This is a genomic window from Streptococcus sp. CF10-1 (genome assembly GCF_024295825.1).
Taxonomy (GTDB): domain Bacteria; phylum Bacillota; class Bacilli; order Lactobacillales; family Streptococcaceae; genus Streptococcus.
This window is the reverse complement of sequence record NZ_JANCPQ010000004.1, coordinates 33,766-50,029: the sequence shown is the minus strand read 5'-3', so window position 1 is coordinate 50,029 and position 16,264 is coordinate 33,766. Positions and strand designations below refer to the sequence as shown.

General features: G+C 45.2%; 14 protein-coding genes. All 14 read left to right on the top strand.

Annotation, left to right across the window (positions count from 1 at the left end; genetic code table 11):
* Positions 1-122: 122 nt before the first annotated feature.
* The 14 genes from NMM25_RS06200 (at position 123) to NMM25_RS06135 (ending at position 16,231) form a co-directional block, all read left to right on the top strand.
* Positions 123-863, top strand: a complete 741-nt coding sequence (locus NMM25_RS06200; protein WP_000257060.1) for a class I SAM-dependent methyltransferase — start codon at positions 123-125, stop codon at positions 861-863.
* Between the two features lie 9 nt (positions 864-872).
* Entirely contained in the window at positions 873-1,970 is a 1,098-nt protein-coding gene (locus NMM25_RS06195; protein ID WP_254736281.1) for a nucleotidyltransferase, read from the top strand.
* Positions 1,971-2,173: 203 nt separating this feature from the next.
* The gene (locus NMM25_RS06190) at positions 2,174-3,787 is read left to right on the top strand and encodes a ribonuclease Y (RefSeq protein ID WP_254736280.1); all 1,614 of its coding nucleotides are present in this window, start codon (positions 2,174-2,176) and stop codon (positions 3,785-3,787) included.
* 134 nt (positions 3,788-3,921) lie between these two features.
* Positions 3,922-4,548 carry a guanylate kinase gene (gene gmk / locus NMM25_RS06185; RefSeq protein ID WP_254733796.1) on the top strand — a complete coding sequence of 209 codons (627 nt, stop codon included), beginning with the start codon at positions 3,922-3,924 and terminating at the stop codon, positions 4,546-4,548.
* Between the two features lie 24 nt (positions 4,549-4,572).
* Positions 4,573-4,887, top strand: coding sequence for a DNA-directed RNA polymerase subunit omega (gene rpoZ, locus NMM25_RS06180; RefSeq protein ID WP_002874282.1), 315 nt, complete (start codon positions 4,573-4,575; stop codon positions 4,885-4,887).
* Between the two features lie 171 nt (positions 4,888-5,058).
* On the top strand, positions 5,059-7,455 hold the full coding sequence (locus NMM25_RS06175; RefSeq protein WP_254736278.1) for a primosomal protein N': 2,397 nt from the start codon (positions 5,059-5,061) through the stop codon (positions 7,453-7,455).
* Positions 7,456-7,467: 12 nt separating this feature from the next.
* Entirely contained in the window at positions 7,468-8,403 is a 936-nt protein-coding gene (gene fmt / locus NMM25_RS06170; protein WP_254736277.1) for a methionyl-tRNA formyltransferase, read from the top strand.
* The gene (gene rsmB, locus NMM25_RS06165; protein WP_254736276.1) at positions 8,396-9,709 is read left to right on the top strand and encodes a 16S rRNA (cytosine(967)-C(5))-methyltransferase RsmB; all 1,314 of its coding nucleotides are present in this window, start codon (positions 8,396-8,398) and stop codon (positions 9,707-9,709) included. The genes fmt and rsmB overlap by 8 nt, the downstream gene beginning before the upstream one ends.
* Positions 9,710-9,724: 15 nt before the next feature.
* Positions 9,725-10,465 carry a Stp1/IreP family PP2C-type Ser/Thr phosphatase gene (locus NMM25_RS06160; protein ID WP_000401527.1) on the top strand — a complete coding sequence of 247 codons (741 nt, stop codon included), beginning with the start codon at positions 9,725-9,727 and terminating at the stop codon, positions 10,463-10,465.
* Positions 10,462-12,363, top strand: coding sequence for a Stk1 family PASTA domain-containing Ser/Thr kinase (gene pknB, locus NMM25_RS06155; RefSeq protein WP_254736275.1), 1,902 nt, complete (start codon positions 10,462-10,464; stop codon positions 12,361-12,363). The genes NMM25_RS06160 and pknB overlap by 4 nt, the downstream gene beginning before the upstream one ends.
* Positions 12,364-12,450: 87 nt before the next feature.
* Positions 12,451-13,209, top strand: a complete 759-nt coding sequence (locus tag NMM25_RS06150) for a threonine/serine exporter family protein (protein ID WP_000344542.1) — start codon at positions 12,451-12,453, stop codon at positions 13,207-13,209.
* 1 nt (position 13,210) lies between these two features.
* A complete protein-coding gene (locus tag NMM25_RS06145) occupies positions 13,211-13,666 on the top strand; it encodes a threonine/serine exporter family protein (RefSeq protein ID WP_125416384.1) in 456 nt (151 codons plus the stop codon).
* 118 nt (positions 13,667-13,784) lie between these two features.
* Positions 13,785-14,957, top strand: a complete 1,173-nt coding sequence (locus tag NMM25_RS06140; protein ID WP_254736389.1) for a hydroxymethylglutaryl-CoA synthase — start codon at positions 13,785-13,787, stop codon at positions 14,955-14,957.
* Positions 14,957-16,231 carry a hydroxymethylglutaryl-CoA reductase, degradative gene (locus NMM25_RS06135; protein WP_254736274.1) on the top strand — a complete coding sequence of 425 codons (1,275 nt, stop codon included), beginning with the start codon at positions 14,957-14,959 and terminating at the stop codon, positions 16,229-16,231. Before NMM25_RS06140 ends, NMM25_RS06135 begins: the two co-directional genes overlap by 1 nt.
* Positions 16,232-16,264: the final 33 nt, after the last annotated feature.

The following is a 16,264-nucleotide window of genomic DNA, read 5'->3' as shown; positions in this document are numbered from 1 at the left end:
CTTAGAAAGGATTTGAACCCGTCCTGTAATCGTCGGAAAATAGATAGCCTTCCTTGGAGCTCGGCTCCATCGTCAAGCTCCTAATTTTCATTCCGATTACGGGCGGACTTGGTATCATGAATATGGCGACTTATGAAACCTTTGCGGCTGTTTACGATGCTGTGATGGATGATAGTTTATATGATAAATGGACGGATTTTTCGCTGCGTCATTTGCCTAAGACCAAGGAGAGAAAGAAACTCTTAGAATTGGCTTGTGGAACAGGTATCCAGTCTGTGCGCTTTTCTCAAGCAGGCTTTGATGTAACTGGACTTGATTTGAGCGCGGATATGCTGAAGATTGCGGAGAAAAGAGCTACTTCAGCCAAGCAAAAGATTGATTTTATAGAGGGCAATATGCTGGATTTGTCCAAGGCAGGTCAATATGATTTTGTCACGTGTTACTCTGACTCTATCTGCTACATGCAGGATGAGGTCGAGGTAGGAGACGTCTTTAAAGAAGTATATAATGCGCTTAACGAAGACGGAGTTTTCATCTTTGATGTGCATTCGACCTACCAGACAGACGAAGTATTCCCTGGCTATTCCTACCATGAAAATGCGGAAGATTTTGCCATGCTTTGGGACACCTATGAGGACGAAGCTCCTCACTCCATCGTGCATGAGTTGACTTTCTTTATCAAGGAGGCTGACGGTTCCTTTAGTCGTCACGATGAAGTGCATGAGGAGCGGACCTATGAAGTTTTGACCTATGATATTTTGCTGGAGCAGGCTGGTTTCAAGTCTTTCAAACTCTATGCGGACTTTGAGGACAAGGAGCCAACAGAAACCAGCACCCGTTGGTTTTTTGTCGCGCAGAAGTAGGAGAACATCGTGACCATCACAGGTATTATCGCAGAGTTCAATCCTTTTCATAATGGGCACAAATACTTGCTTGAGCAGGCGGAGGGACTGAAAATCGTTGCCATGTCTGGGAATTTCATGCAGCGTGGAGAACCTGCTATCGTAGACAAGTGGACACGGGCTCAGATGGCGCTGGAAAATGGAGCAGATCTGGTAGTGGAATTGCCCTTTTTAGTCAGTGTTCAGGCGGCAGATTTCTTTGGCCAAGGAGCTGTGGATATCTTAGCTCGCTTGGGCATTGATACCCTCGCTTTCGGGACGGAGGAAGTTCTGGATTATCAGAAAATTGCTGACCTATACACGGAGCAAGGCACTGAGATGGAGAAATTTGTGGAAAATCTGCCTGATTCCCTTTCCTATCCTCAGAAAACCCAAGCCATGTGGAAGGAATTTGCAGGTCTTGATTTTTCAGGCAATACACCCAATCATGTTCTAGCTTTGGCCTATGCCAAGGGGGTTGCGGGACGTAGAATCAAACTCCATCCGATTCAGCGTCAGGGGGCTGGTTATCATTCTGTGGACAAGGAAGTGGACTTTGCCTCGGCAACAGCTCTCCGTCAGCATCAATCAGACCAAGATTTCTTAGAACGCTTTATGCCTTCTGTTGCCCTCTTTGAAAATGCTAATAAGGTGAGTTGGGATGACTATTTTCCCTTGCTCCGCTATCAAATTTTGTCAAATCCAGACCTAACGATCATCTATCAGGTCAATCAAGAAATGGCTGTGCGCATCAAGGAAGCTATTAAAACAGCCCAGTCTGTGGATGAATTGGTCGAGTCAGTTGTGACCAAACGCTATACCAAGGCGCGTGTCAGACGCCTCTTGACTTATATCTTGGTGCAGGCCAGAGAAAGCGACTTGCCAGAAGCCATCCATATCCTTGGCTTTACTGAAAAAGGCAGACAACATCTCAAGTCACTGAAAGAGCAGGTCCATCTAGTCAGTCGAATTGGCAAAGAACCTTGGGATACCATGACCCAAAAGGCAGATCAGATTTACCAACTAGGACAGCCAAGTATCGCAGAGCAGAATTTCGGCAGAGTGCCGATTAGAATAGAATCAAACTAAGTCTACTGAAAGGTAGGCTTTTTTATTGTATGTTTTAATGAAAATCTCATTTTTAAGAGTTAGAAAATTTGTTTGGTGATTTCAGAACTTTCTTCTAAAATTCACACAAAACTCTTCAATTTGGGTTTGTGAAAATCGGTTTTTTATGATAGAATATTAAGGAATGTATGTCATTCGATAAACAAATTTAATGAGGTAAAAACATGGAAATCATGACACTTGCGATTGCTGTTTTTACCGTCATCATTGGTTTAGTCATTGGATATGTCAGCATCTCAGCTAAGATGAAATCATCTCAAGAGGCTGCAGAGTTGATGCTTCTAAATGCTGAACAAGAAGCAACTAATTTACGAGGACAAGCTGAGCGCGAAGCGGATTTATTGCTAAATGAAGCCAAGAGCGAAAGCAAGTCTCTTAAAAAAGAAGCACTATTGGAGGCCAAAGAGGAAGCCAGAAAATACCGTGAAGAAGTGGACGCTGAATTTAAGTCAGAACGTCAGGAGCTCAAGCAAATTGAAAGTCGTTTGACGGAGAGAGCTGCGAGCCTTGACCGCAAAGACGACAATTTGACGAACAAAGAAAAAACACTTGAACAAAAAGAACAAAGTATTTCTGATAGAGCAAAAAACCTTGATGCACGTGAAGAGCAATTAGAGGAAGTCGAAAGACAAAAAGAAGCTGAACTGGAACGTATCGGCTCCCTTTCCCAAACTGAGGCTCGAGATATTATCTTGGCTCAAACAGAGGAAAACTTGAGCAAGGAAATTGCTAGCCGCATTCGTGAGGCTGAGCAAGAAGTGAAGGAACGTTCAGACAAGATTGCGAAAGATATCTTGGTTCAGGCTATGCAGCGTATCGCTGGTGACTATGTAGCAGAGTCAACAAACTCGACAGTTCACCTACCAGATGATACCATGAAGGGGCGCATTATCGGACGCGAAGGGCGTAATATTCGTACCTTTGAAAGTTTGACAGGGGTTGATGTGATTATCGACGATACACCAGAAGTGGTAACCTTGTCAGGATTTGATCCGATTCGTCGTGAAATTGCTCGTATGACCATGGAAATGTTGCTCAAGGATGGCCGTATCCACCCAGCTCGCATCGAGGAGTTGGTGGAGAAAAACCGTCAAGAGATTGACAATAAAATCCGTGAATATGGTGAGGCTGCTGCTTACGAGATTGGTGCGCCAAACCTTCATCCAGACTTGATGAAGATCATGGGACGCTTGCAGTTTCGTACTTCATATGGACAAAATGTCTTGCGTCATTCGATTGAAGTTGCTAAGTTATCTGGTATCATCGCCAGTGAACTTGGTGAAAATGCAGCTCTTGCCCGTCGTGCTGGATTCCTTCATGACATCGGAAAAGCTATTGACCGCGAAGTTGAAGGTAGCCACGTTGAGATTGGTACAGAGTTGGCTCGTAAGTACAAGGAACACCCAGTTGTGGTGAATACCATTGCTAGCCACCACGGCGATGTCGAAGCCGAAAGCGTCATTGCAGTGATCGTTGCTGCAGCAGATGCCTTGAGTGCAGCGCGTCCGGGTGCTCGTAGTGAATCTCTTGAAAGCTATATCAAGCGTCTCCATGACTTGGAAGAAATCGCCAATGGCTTTGAAGGGGTGCAAAATAGCTTCGCCCTTCAAGCAGGACGTGAAATCCGTATCATGGTTAATCCAGGACAAATCAAAGACGACAAAGTCACAATCTTGGCTCACAAAGTTCGTGAGAAAATTGAAAACAATCTCGATTACCCAGGAAATATCAAGGTAACCGTGATTCGCGAACTTCGTGCAGTAGATTATGCTAAATAAATAAGAAAGAGCAGTTGAAAAATTACTGCTTTTTTGTTACACTAGATAGAAAGACTGTAGAAGGATAACTGACGCTATCATCAGTATCCGAGAGAAATTTTACTTTATTTCACAGACTAACTAAAGGAGACATAATGGCAGACCGAGGCTTGCTAATCGTTTTTTCTGGTCCTTCAGGAGTTGGGAAAGGAACGGTTAGAAGAGAGATTTTTGAGAGTTCTGAGAATCAATTTCAATACTCTGTATCGATGACGACGCGTGCGCAACGTCCTGGTGAAGTGGACGGAGTGGACTATTTCTTCCGTACTCGTGAAGAGTTTGAAGAGCTGATCCGTCAAGGCCAGATGTTGGAATATGCAGAATATGTCGGTAACTACTATGGAACTCCTCTGACCTATGTCAATGAAACTCTGGACAAGGGAATCGATGTCTTTCTTGAGATTGAAGTCCAAGGAGCCCTTCAGGTTAAGAAAAAGGTTCCAGATGCTGTCTTTATCTTTCTAACGCCACCAGATTTGGATGAATTGCAAGACCGCTTGGTAGGTCGTGGAACAGATAGCGCTGAAGTGATTGCCCAACGAATCGAAAAAGCCAAGGAAGAAATTGCCCTCATGCGTGAGTATGATTATGCCATTGTCAACGATCAGGTGCCCCTCGCTGCTGAACGTGTCAAGCGTGTGATCGAAGCAGAACACTTCCGTGTGGACCGTGTCATTGGTCACTACCAGGAGATGTTGCCAAAATCTCCAATTACTCGATAAACTATAGGAAATAGGTACAAGCAAATGATGTTAAAACCCTCTATTGATACCTTGCTAGACAAGGTACCATCAAAATATTCACTCGTAATCTTGGAAGCAAAACGCGCCCACGAACTAGAAGCCGGTGCGCCAGCAACTCAAGAGTTTAAGTCTGAAAAATCAACTCTTCGCGCTTTGGAAGAAATCGAGTCAGGAAATGTAACCATTCACCCAGATCCAGAAGGAAAACGTGAAGCGGTTCGTCTCCGTATCGAAGAAGAAAAACGCCGCAAAGAAGAAGAAGAAAAGAAAATCAAAGAGCAAATCGCTAAAGAAAAAGAAGATGGTGAAAAAATTTAAGGTTGGGGGGACTCAATCTTATTTTTTCTATTGCAAGAATATACTGATACTCAATGAAAATCAAAAAGCAAACTAGGAAGCTAGCCGCAAGCTGTACTTGAGTACGGTAAGGCGACGCTGACGTGGTTTGAATTTGATTTTCGAAGAGTATGACAAGGAGGAGGTGAGAAGATGGCGATCGCAAAGATTATCGTGGATGTTCCCTTGATGCAGACGGACCAGCCATACAGTTACAAGATCCCTGAGGAATTTGTAGACATGCTGGAAGTCGGTATGCGGGTCCATGTCCCCTTCGGCAAGGGCAATCGTTTGATCCAAGGGATTGTGTTGGGCTTGGAGTCCCAATCGGATGAAGAAGTGGCTGATCAGGACTTGAAAGAGATTGCGGAGGTGCTAGACTTTTCTCCAGTCTTGACCCAGGAGCAACTCTGGCTAGCTGAGGAGCTACGTAAGTCTGTCTTTTCTTACAAAATCTCCATTCTAAAAGCCATGTTGCCGGGATTTTTAAACTCCAGTTATGATAAGATTCTTTATCCTCTGGAAGGTCTGAGTCGGCAAGACAAAGAGCGCTTATTTGGTTCTAAAGATTCGCTAGCCTTTTCTTCTCTAGATTTAGCCAAGCAGGCAGAAATGATGCGCTTGACTAGAAAAGGTCTGCTCCGCTTAGAGTATCAGGCTGTCGATCAAAAGAAGGTCAAGACCCAGTCTTGGTATGAGATTGATGCTACTCAGCTAGAGCAGATTGAGATTTCTACGCGTGCTAAGAAAAAAGCAGAACTGAGAGACTATCTGCTGTCTCATCCTGGAAGTGCTCCTCTGGCTAGCTTGTTAGAGTCTTATTCGCGGGAGCAAGTCAACTTCTTTGTGGAGCAAGGAGCTCTAACCCTAGTCCAAAAGGAAGTGCAACGTTCAGCTGCTTATTTCGAAGGCATTGAAGCCAGCCAACCTTTGGAGTTGAATCCTGAACAAAGACAGGCACGTGATGCGGTTGTCAGTGCTATTGGCAGTCAGCAACCTCCTTTCCTTCTTCAAGGGATTACAGGAAGTGGGAAAACAGAGGTTTACTTACAGATCATCCAAGGGGCCTTGGACAAGGGTAAGACGGCTATTTTGCTGGTACCTGAGATTTCTCTGACGCCACAGATGACGGAGCGGTTCATTGCTCGTTTCGGAGAGAAAGTGGCCATTCTTCACTCAGGCCTGTCCAATGGTGAAAAGTACGATGAATGGCGCAAGGTTGAGCGTGGAGATGCCCAAGTTGTCGTTGGCGCTCGATCAGCTATCTTTGCTCCACTGAAAAATCTAGGTGTCATGATTATCGATGAAGAGCATGAAGCTAGCTATAAACAAGACAGCAATCCCCGTTATCATGCTAGAGAGGTCGCCATTCTAAGGGCCCAGTACAATCGAGCAGCTCTGGTCCTTGGTTCGGCAACACCGAGCTTAGAAAGTCGTGCGCGGGCTGGAAAAGGTGTCTACCAACACTTACGTCTGACCCAACGAGCCAATCCTTTAGCCACCATTCCTGAGGTTCAAGTGATTGACTTTCGGGACTATATCGGGCAGAATGAGACATCAAACTTTACCCCCCCTTTGCTAGAGGCCATTCAAGATCGCCTGGATAAAAAAGAGCAGGTAGTCCTCATGCTCAATCGTCGGGGTTATTCTAGCTTTGTTATGTGTCGGGAGTGTGGGACGGTGGATACTTGTCCCAACTGTGACATTTCTCTGACTCTCCACATGGATACCAAGACCATGAACTGCCATTACTGTGGCTTTTCCAAGGGAATTCCTCATGTCTGTCCCAACTGTCAGAGTCGCAGTATTCGTTACTATGGGACAGGGACTCAAAAGGCTTATGATGAGCTAGCAGAACTTTTTCCTCAGGCTCGCATTCTGCGCATGGATGTGGATACGACCCGCAAGAAAGGCAGTCACCAAGCTCTTCTTGACCAGTTTGGCCAAGGTGAAGCAGATATCTTATTGGGAACTCAGATGATTGCCAAGGGCTTGGATTTTCCAAATGTGACCCTAGTCGGAGTGCTCAATGCAGATACGGCCTTGAATCTGCCTGATTTCCGTTCTTCTGAGAGAACCTTCCAACTCTTAACTCAGGTGGCTGGTCGTGCAGGTCGTGCGGAAAAAGCAGGCCAGGTCTTGATCCAGTCTTACAATCCTGAGCACTATGCCATTCGTTTTGCCAAGGAACAGGATTATGAAGGTTTTTATGCCTATGAAATGAGTATCAGACGCCAACTTGGCTACCCGCCTTATTATTTCACTATTGGGATTACTCTCTCTCACAAGAAAGAAGAAGAGGTTGTCAAACGTGCCTATGAAGTCATGGGAATTTTGCGCTCAGGTTTATCGGAAACTAGTAAAATCCTTGGACCGACACCAAAACCCATTGCCCGTACCCACAACCTTTATCATTACCAGATTTTGATTAAATACCGTTTAGAAGATGAGCTGGGCCCAACTCTCAATCGAGTTTTGGCCTTGACTCAAGAACGGGAAAATAGCGAGCTTCGTCTCAGCATTGACCACGAACCGCAGCAATTTTTATAAGAAGGAGAAGAAATGATAAAACTAATCTTTATGGGGACACCTGATTTTTCAGCGACAGTTTTGAAGGGCTTGTTATCAGACGACCGTTACGAGATCCTAGCTGTTGTGACCCAGCCAGACCGCGCTGTCGGCCGTAAAAAAGTGATCCAAGAAACCCCAGTCAAGCAGGCTGCCAAAGAAGCAGGTCTTCCCATTTACCAGCCTGAAAAATTATCTGGAAGCCCAGAGCTGGAAGCTATTATGAATTTAGGAGCAGATGGGATTGTGACCGCTGCTTTTGGGCAATTTCTCCCAAGTAAACTTCTTGATAGCATGGATTTTGCGGTCAACGTTCACGCTTCCCTTCTTCCCAAACACCGTGGTGGAGCTCCCATTCATTATGCCCTGATTCAAGGGGATGAGGAAGCTGGTGTGACTATCATAGAAATGGTTAAAGAAATGGATGCAGGAGATATGATTTCCCGTCGCAGTATTCCCATCACAGATGAGGACAATGTCGGCACCTTGTTTGAAAAATTAGCGATTGTTGGTCGTGACTTGCTTTTGGATACCCTACCTTCCTATATTGCTGGGGAGATCAAACCTGTGCCTCAGGACCCAAGCCAAGTCACTTTCTCGCCAAATATCAAGCCAGAGGAAGAAAAGCTGGACTGGACTAAAACTAACCGTCAACTCTTTAACCAAATCAGAGGGATGAATCCATGGCCTGTTGTCCACACTTTTCTCAAGGGAGACCGCTTTAAGATTTATGAAGCTCTACCAGTAGAAGGTCAGGGAGCTCCAGGCGAGATCCTCTCTATTGGCAAAAAGGAATTGATCGTCGCAACGGCTGAAGGTGCTCTGTCTCTTAAGCAAGTGCAGCCAGCAGGTAAGCCTAAGATGGACATTGCTTCCTTCCTCAACGGAGTTGGACGGACATTGACCGTAGGAGAACGATTTGGTGACTAAAGTAGAAACGGCTAGAAATCTAGCTCTAGCAGTGTTAGAGGATGTTTTTGTCAACCAAGCATACTCCAATATTGCCTTAAATAAACACCTCAAAGGGAGTCAACTCTCAGAAGCAGACAAGGGGTTGGTGACAGAGATTGTCTACGGAACGGTAGCCCGCAAACTCACCTTAGAATGGTATTTGTCCCACTTTATCGAGGACCGGGATAAGCTTGATAACTGGCTCTATATCCTGCTCCTTCTGAGCGCCTACCAACTTCGGTATCTGGATAAGATTCCTAATCACGCTGTAGTCAATGAAGCGGTAGAACTAGCCAAAGCGCGTAAAAAAGGCAGTGAAAAATTGGTCAACGCCGTCCTTCGTCGTATTTTGCGAGAAGGCTGGCCAGATATTGACAGCATCAAACGCAAAAATAAGCGTGATTCCATTGCCTATTCTCTCCCAGTTTGGCTAGTGTCTAAGCTCAAGGAAGAATACGGTGAAGAGCGAGCCCAAGGCATTTTTGACAGTCTCTTGGTACGTAACAAGGCCAGCATCCGAGTGACCGACTTGAGCCGAAAAGAGGAAATCAAAGCCGTGTTAGAGGCGACTGATTCTCCTTTGGCTTCCACTGGTCTGGTCAAGGAGCAAGGCCACTTTGCAGGACATGATTTGTTTTCTGAAGGGGCCATTACCATCCAAGACGAGTCCAGTCAACTGGTTGCTCCGACCCTTCATCTACAAGGTGATGAACAGGTCCTAGATGCCTGTGCCGCTCCGGGTGGGAAAACAGCCCATATGACTTCTTATCTCACGACAGGTCAGGTTACTGCTCTGGACTTGTATGATCATAAGTTGGACTTGATCCAAGAAAATGCGGATCGTTTAGGTGTGGCAGATCGAGTGCAAACGAAAAAATTGGATGCCAGAAAGGTACATGAGTTTTTTGAAAAGGACTCCTTTGATAAGATTTTGGTAGATGCTCCCTGTTCTGGGATTGGACTTTTACGTCGCAAACCAGACATCAAATACAATAAAGAAACAGCAGATTTCACCTCCTTACAGGAAATTCAGCTGGAAATATTAGGTAGTGTTTGTCAAACACTACGAAAAGGTGGTATAATAACGTATAGTACCTGTACTATTGTCTCTGAGGAGAACTTTCAAGTCGTTGAGGCGTTTTTAGAAAGTCATCCCGAGTTCGAGCAGGTTAAACTAGAACACGAATGTAAAGATATCCTGAAAGATGGCTGCATCCTGATTACTCCTGAATTGTATGGAAGTGATGGATTTTTTATCAGCCAATTTCGCAAGATATCAGAATAGGAAGGAACTGACACAATGGAAATAGCATTATTAACAGATGTTGGTCAGAAACGGACAAATAATCAGGACTATGTCAATCATTTTGTCAACCGAGCAGGACGCACTATGATCATCTTGGCTGACGGGATGGGAGGACACCGTGCAGGAAATATCGCTAGTGAGATGGCGGTAACAGACCTTGGTGTGGCTTGGGTGGATACCCAAATTGACTCAGTAAATGAAGTTCGTGAGTGGTTTGCCCACTACCTGGAGATTGAAAATCAAAAAATTCATCAATTAGGTCAGGACGAAGCCTACAGAGGCATGGGAACAACGCTAGAAGCTGTTGCGTTTATTGACAACCAAGCCATCTATGCTCACATTGGGGATTCTCGTATCGGTTTGATTCGTGGAGAAGAATACCACCAGTTGACGAGTGACCATTCCTTGGTCAACGAATTGCTCAAGGCTGGTCAATTGACTCCAGAAGAAGCAGAAACTCACCCTCAAAAGAATATCATCACCCAGTCTATCGGACAAAAAGATGAAATCCAGCCAGATTTTGGGATGATTACACTGGAGTCAGGAGATTATCTCTTGCTCAATAGTGACGGCTTGACCAATATGATTTCGGCAAGCGAGATTTATGATATCGTAACCAGTGATATTTCCCTAGCAGACAAGGCGGCAACCCTCATTCGCTTCGCTAACAATGCAGGAGGTTTAGACAACATTACGGTTGCCCTTGTTTACATGAACGAGGAGGCAGCAGAATGATCCAAATCGGCAAGATTTTTGCCGGGCGGTATCGGATTGTCAAGCAGATTGGTCGAGGAGGCATGGCAGATGTTTACTTGGCCAAGGATTTGATCCTAGACGGGGAAGAAGTGGCAGTGAAGGTCCTGAGGACCAACTATCAGACAGACCCGATTGCTGTGGCACGTTTCCAACGTGAAGCGAGAGCCATGGCGGATCTGGACCATCCTCATATCGTTCGGATAACAGATATTGGTGAGGAAGACGGTCAACAGTACCTAGCTATGGAATACGTAGCAGGTCTTGACCTCAAGCGTTATATCAAAGAACACTATCCTCTTTCAAACGAAGAAGCAGTTCGGATTATGGGACAAATCCTCTTGGCAATGCGCTTAGCCCATACTCGAGGAATTGTTCACCGAGATTTGAAACCTCAAAATATCCTCTTGACACCTGACGGCACAGCTAAGGTCACAGATTTTGGGATTGCCGTAGCCTTTGCGGAGACCAGTCTGACCCAGACTAACTCAATGTTAGGCTCCGTTCATTATTTGTCACCTGAGCAAGCACGTGGTTCTAAAGCGACTTTCCAGAGCGATATCTATGCGATGGGGATTATCTTCTATGAGATGCTGACGGGACATATCCCTTATGATGGAGATAGCGCGGTTACGATTGCCCTCCAGCATTTCCAGAAACCACTTCCGTCCGTCATAGCTGAAAACCCATCTGTCCCTCAGGCTTTAGAAAATGTTGTCATCAAGGCAACTGCTAAGAAGCTGTCAGACCGTTATCAGTCTGTTTCAGAAATGTATGTGGACTTGTCAACTAGCTTGTCTTATAATCGTCGGAATGAACCGAAACTGGTCTTTGACGATGCGAGTAAGGCAGACACTAAGACTTTACCTAAAGTTCCACAAAGTACACTGACATCGATTCCTAAAGCTCCGGCGCAGGAAGAACGCCCTCAGCCAAAGAAACCAACTCAACCAATGGCAGAGCCGGCTCCAGCGCCAAAGCCAGCCAAGAAACGGAAGTTTAAGGCTCGCTATATGATTCTTTTGGCCAGTCTTCTATTGGTTGCAGCCTCTTTGGTCTGGATTTTGTCAAGAACACCTGCAACGATTCCCATTCCTGATGTGGCTGGACAAACCGTTGCCGAGGCTAAGGAAGCTCTTAAAAAATCCAAGTTTGAAGCTGGTGAAGAAAAGTCAGAAGCTAGCGATACAGTAGCAGAAGGACGTGTTATTCGAACGGATCCAGAAGCTGGTAGTGGCCGAAAAGAAGGAACCAAGGTCAATTTGATTGTTTCTTCTGGTAAGCAATCCTTCCAATTGAGCAATTATGTCGGACGTAAGTATACGGAAGTTGTAGCTGAACTCAAGGAGAAGAAGGTTCCTGAAAATCTAATCAAGATGGAAGAGGAAGAATCCAATGAAAGCGAACCTGGAATCGTCATCAGACAGACCCCTGCTTCGGGTTCGACTTATGATCTCTCAAAAGCCACTACGATTACCTTAACAGTGGCTAAGAAGGTGACTAGTGTCAGCATGCCGAACTACATTGGTTCAAGCCTCGAGTTTACAAAGAATAACTTGACTCAGATTGTCGGTGTGAAGGAAGCGAATATTGAGGTTGTAGAAGTATCGACTGCTCCTGAAGGAACGGCAGAAGGAACTGTTGTAAGTCAAACGCCAAGAGCAGGAGAACAGGTTGATCTTGCAAGTACGCGTATCAAACTTTCCATCTACAAACCAAAAACACCACCGTCAACTTCATCCTCTAATCCTGCCCAACGTGGGAACCAGGGTTCTCCTACAAGTCCAAACCAGGGGAACCAACAAGGAAATCAACAAGGTAACACTCCTTCTAGCAGTTCATCCAATAGTGAAGGAACTCACGAAAGTTCTCGAGATTAAACGAATCTTTGTCATGATTTCATGACAAAGATTTTTTTTCACAAGATTTTGTGATAAAATATAGGGAGTAGAAAAAAGGAGGAGAAAATGGACGAATCGAGAGAGTTGAATGCCGTCATTGATGTGATTATGCTAGCAGGAACCATTCTCCTGAAAAGTGGCTCAGAGATTCATCGGGTTGAGGATACTATGATCCGTATTGCCCATTCGCAAGGAATAATGGATTGCAATGTTCTTGCCATGCCCGCAGCTATTTTCTTTTCTATCGAAAACACCAATATTTCTCGGATGAAACGGGTGACCTCATCCTCTTATAACATTGAAAAAGTTTGCGATGTCAACCAAGTATCACGGGAGCTTGTCGGAGGACAGATTGATCTCTCGACAGCCTTTAAAAAGCTCAAAGAAATCGGCAATCAAGCCCTTCCTTATACCAAGTTTCAAGTGACTGTAGCAGCGACCCTCAGTGCCCCTTTCTTCTCGATTATGTTTGGGGGCAATGTCTATGACGCTTTTGGCGCAGCTATTGCGACCTTATTTGGTTTTGCCTTCTCTCTCTATGTAGAGAAGTTTGTCCGCATTCCTTTTGTAACAGCCTTTGCGGGTGCCTTTGTTTTCGGATTGATCGCCCAGTTCTGGGCCCGCTACACAGGATTTCCTTCGACGGCAGACCTGATTATAGCAGGAGCGGTCATGCCCTTTGTTCCAGGGATTGCTCTGACAAATGCGGTACGGGATATCATGACCAACCATATCAACTCTGGTATGAGCAAGATGTTTGAATCTTTGCTCATTACCCTCGCTTTAGGGGCTGGCACCTCTGTCGCCCTGGTTTTGATGACATAAGATGACTCTAACAAGTATTTTGCTCCAAGCAGTGGCGAGTTTACTCGCCATTATCACCTTTCTAATCGTACTGAATGTTCAACGCTCCATGCTCCTACCTGGTGGTGTTTTGGGAATGGGCGTTTGGCTCCTCTATCTCGTCCTCAAAGAACCAACCAATGTTATTGTCGCGACCTTTATCGCAGCAGTAATTGGCTCTTGCATCAGCCAGATTTTGAGTATTGTCTATAAGACACCAGCGGTGGTCTTTGTCTTGGCCATTCTTGCCCCCTTGGTGCCAGGTTATTTATCCTATCGAACGACAGCTTTCTTTGTGACTGGCGATTACAGTCATGCCCTTGCTAGTGCAACTTTAGTGGTTATGTTGGCTCTGGTCATTTCTATCGGGATGGCGAGTGGAACGGTGATTTTAAAACTTTATTACTATATCCGAAAACAGCGAGGAATCTCCTCCTAAGGCTGTCAAAGCAAAGGCTTGATTTGTTGAATCAAGTCTTTTTTCTCTCATTTGTTCCTATTTGTGATAAAATAGAATGAAACGATTTTTTACAATGAATGAAAAAACAGAGGTAAATATGACAATCGGTATTGATAAGATTGGTTTTGCGACCAGTCAATATGTCTTGAAATTACAAGACCTAGCAGAAGCGAGGGGAGTTGACCCCGAAAAATTTAGCAAGGGACTCTTGTTAAATGAAATTAGTATTGCTCCACTGACTGAGGACATTGTTACCTTGGCAGCTAGTGCCAGCAACTCAATTCTAACAGATAAAGAAAAAGAAGAAATCGATATGGTTATCGTGGCGACCGAGTCAGGAATTGACCAGAGTAAGGCGGCAGCGGTCTTTGTTCATGGTCTGTTAGGCATCCAGCCTTTCGCCCGTAGCTTTGAGATTAAAGAAGCCTGCTATGGAGCAACAGCTGCTCTTCATTATGCTAAATTGCATGTGGAAAATTCTCCAGAGTCCAAGGTTTTAGTCATTGCCAGTGATATTGCCAAGTATGGTGTGGCAACTCCGGGTGAGCCAACCCAGGGTGCTGGAAGTGTGGCGATGCTAATCACGCAAAAACCACGCATCATGGCCTTTAACAATGATAATGTTGCTCAAACTCGTGACATCATGGATTTCTGGCGTCCGAACTACTCAAGCACTCCTTATGTAAACGGCATGTACTCGACCCAACAGTATCTTGATTGCCTGACAACGACTTGGGATGAATACAAGAAACGCTATGATTGGACTATGGATGACTTTGCGGCTATCTGCTTCCACTTGCCTTATCCTAAGCTGGCTCTAAAAGGCTTGCGTAAGATGATGGATAAGACTTTGTCTAAAGAAAAACAGGATAGTTTGCAAGAGAACTTTGACAAGTCCATTCTCTATAGTCAGATGATTGGGAATATCTACACAGGTTCCCTTTTCCTTGGGCTTCTCTCCCTTTTGGAAAATGCAGAAAATTTGAAGGCTGGCGATAAAATTGCCCTCTACAGTTACGGAAGTGGAGCGGTTTCAGAGTTCTTTAGTGGTGAATTGGTCGAAGGTTATGAGGCTTACCTTGATAAGGATCGCTTGAGCAAACTCAAGCAACGTACAGCATTATCTGTTACAGACTATGAAAAAGTCTTCTTTGAAGAGGTGCAGTTGGATGAATCTGGTTCAGCCAAGTTTGCAGGTTTTGAAAATCAAGACTATGCCTTGGTTGAAATTCTCGACCACCAACGTCGTTATAGCAAGGTTGAAAAATAATGAAGAGAAGTTGGAATGGATTTTCTAAAAAGTCATACCATGAACGCCTTGAGTTACTGAAAGCTCAGGCTCTCCTTAGTCCTGAAAAGCAAACCAGTCTGGAGCAGGATGAACAAATCAGCTTGGTAATTGCAGATCAGCTGAGTGAGAATGTAGTGGGAACTTTTTCTCTGCCTTATTCTATCATTCCAGAGCTTTTGGTGAATAGTCAGAACTACACGGTTCCCTATGTGACAGAAGAACCCTCAGTGGTTGCCGCAGCTAGCTATGCTAGTAAAATCATCAAGCGAGCAGGTGGCTTTACTGCTCAAGTACATGAGCGCCAGATGATCGGTCAGGTAGCCCTTTATCAAGTTGCTAATCCTGAACAAGCGCAAGAGAAGATTGCCAGCAAGAAGGCGGAGCTCTTGGAACTTGCCAATCAAGCCTATCCTTCTATCGTCAAACGTGGTGGCGGGGCGCGTGATTTGCATGTAGAGCAGATCAAGGGTGAAACAGACTTTCTCGTTGTTTATCTCCATGTCGATACTCAGGAAGCCATGGGAGCCAATATGCTCAACACCATGCTGGAAGCCTTGAAACCAGTCTTAGAAGAACTCAGTCAGGGACAGAGTCTTATGGGAATCCTATCCAACTACGCGACCGATTCTCTGGTGACTGCAAGCTGTCGTATCGCCTTTCGCTACTTGAGTCCCCAAAGGGACCAAGGACGAGAAATTGCGGAGAAAATAGCTTTGGCTAGCCAGTTTGCACAGGCTGATCCCTACCGAGCAGCGACTCACAATAAAGGGATTTTTAATGGTATCGATGCCATTTTGATTGCCACTGGTAATGACTGGCGTGCCATCGAAGCTGGGGCCCATGCCTTTGCTAGTCGAGACGGACGCTATCAAGGCCTTAGTCAATGGACGCTGGACATGGAAGGAGAAGAATTGGTCGGTGAGATGACCCTACCCATGCCGGTAGCGACCAAGGGTGGCTCAATCGGTCTCAACCCACGTGTAGCCCTCAGTCATGAACTACTGGGAAATCCTTCTGCCAAAGAATTAGCTCAGATTATCGTGTCCATCGGTCTCGCCCAAAACTTTGCGGCCCTCAAAGCCTTGGTAAGTACGGGCATCCAGCAAGGCCACATGAAATTACAGGCTAAATCCTTAGCGCTCCTAGCTGGTGCTAGTGAGTCCGAAGTTGCTCCCCTAGTTGAGCGCCTCATCGCAGATAAAACCTTTAACTTAGAGACAGCCCAGCGCTATCTCGAAAACTTAAGATTATAAAAAACTCAGACGAATCAGTCTGAGTTTTTTTGT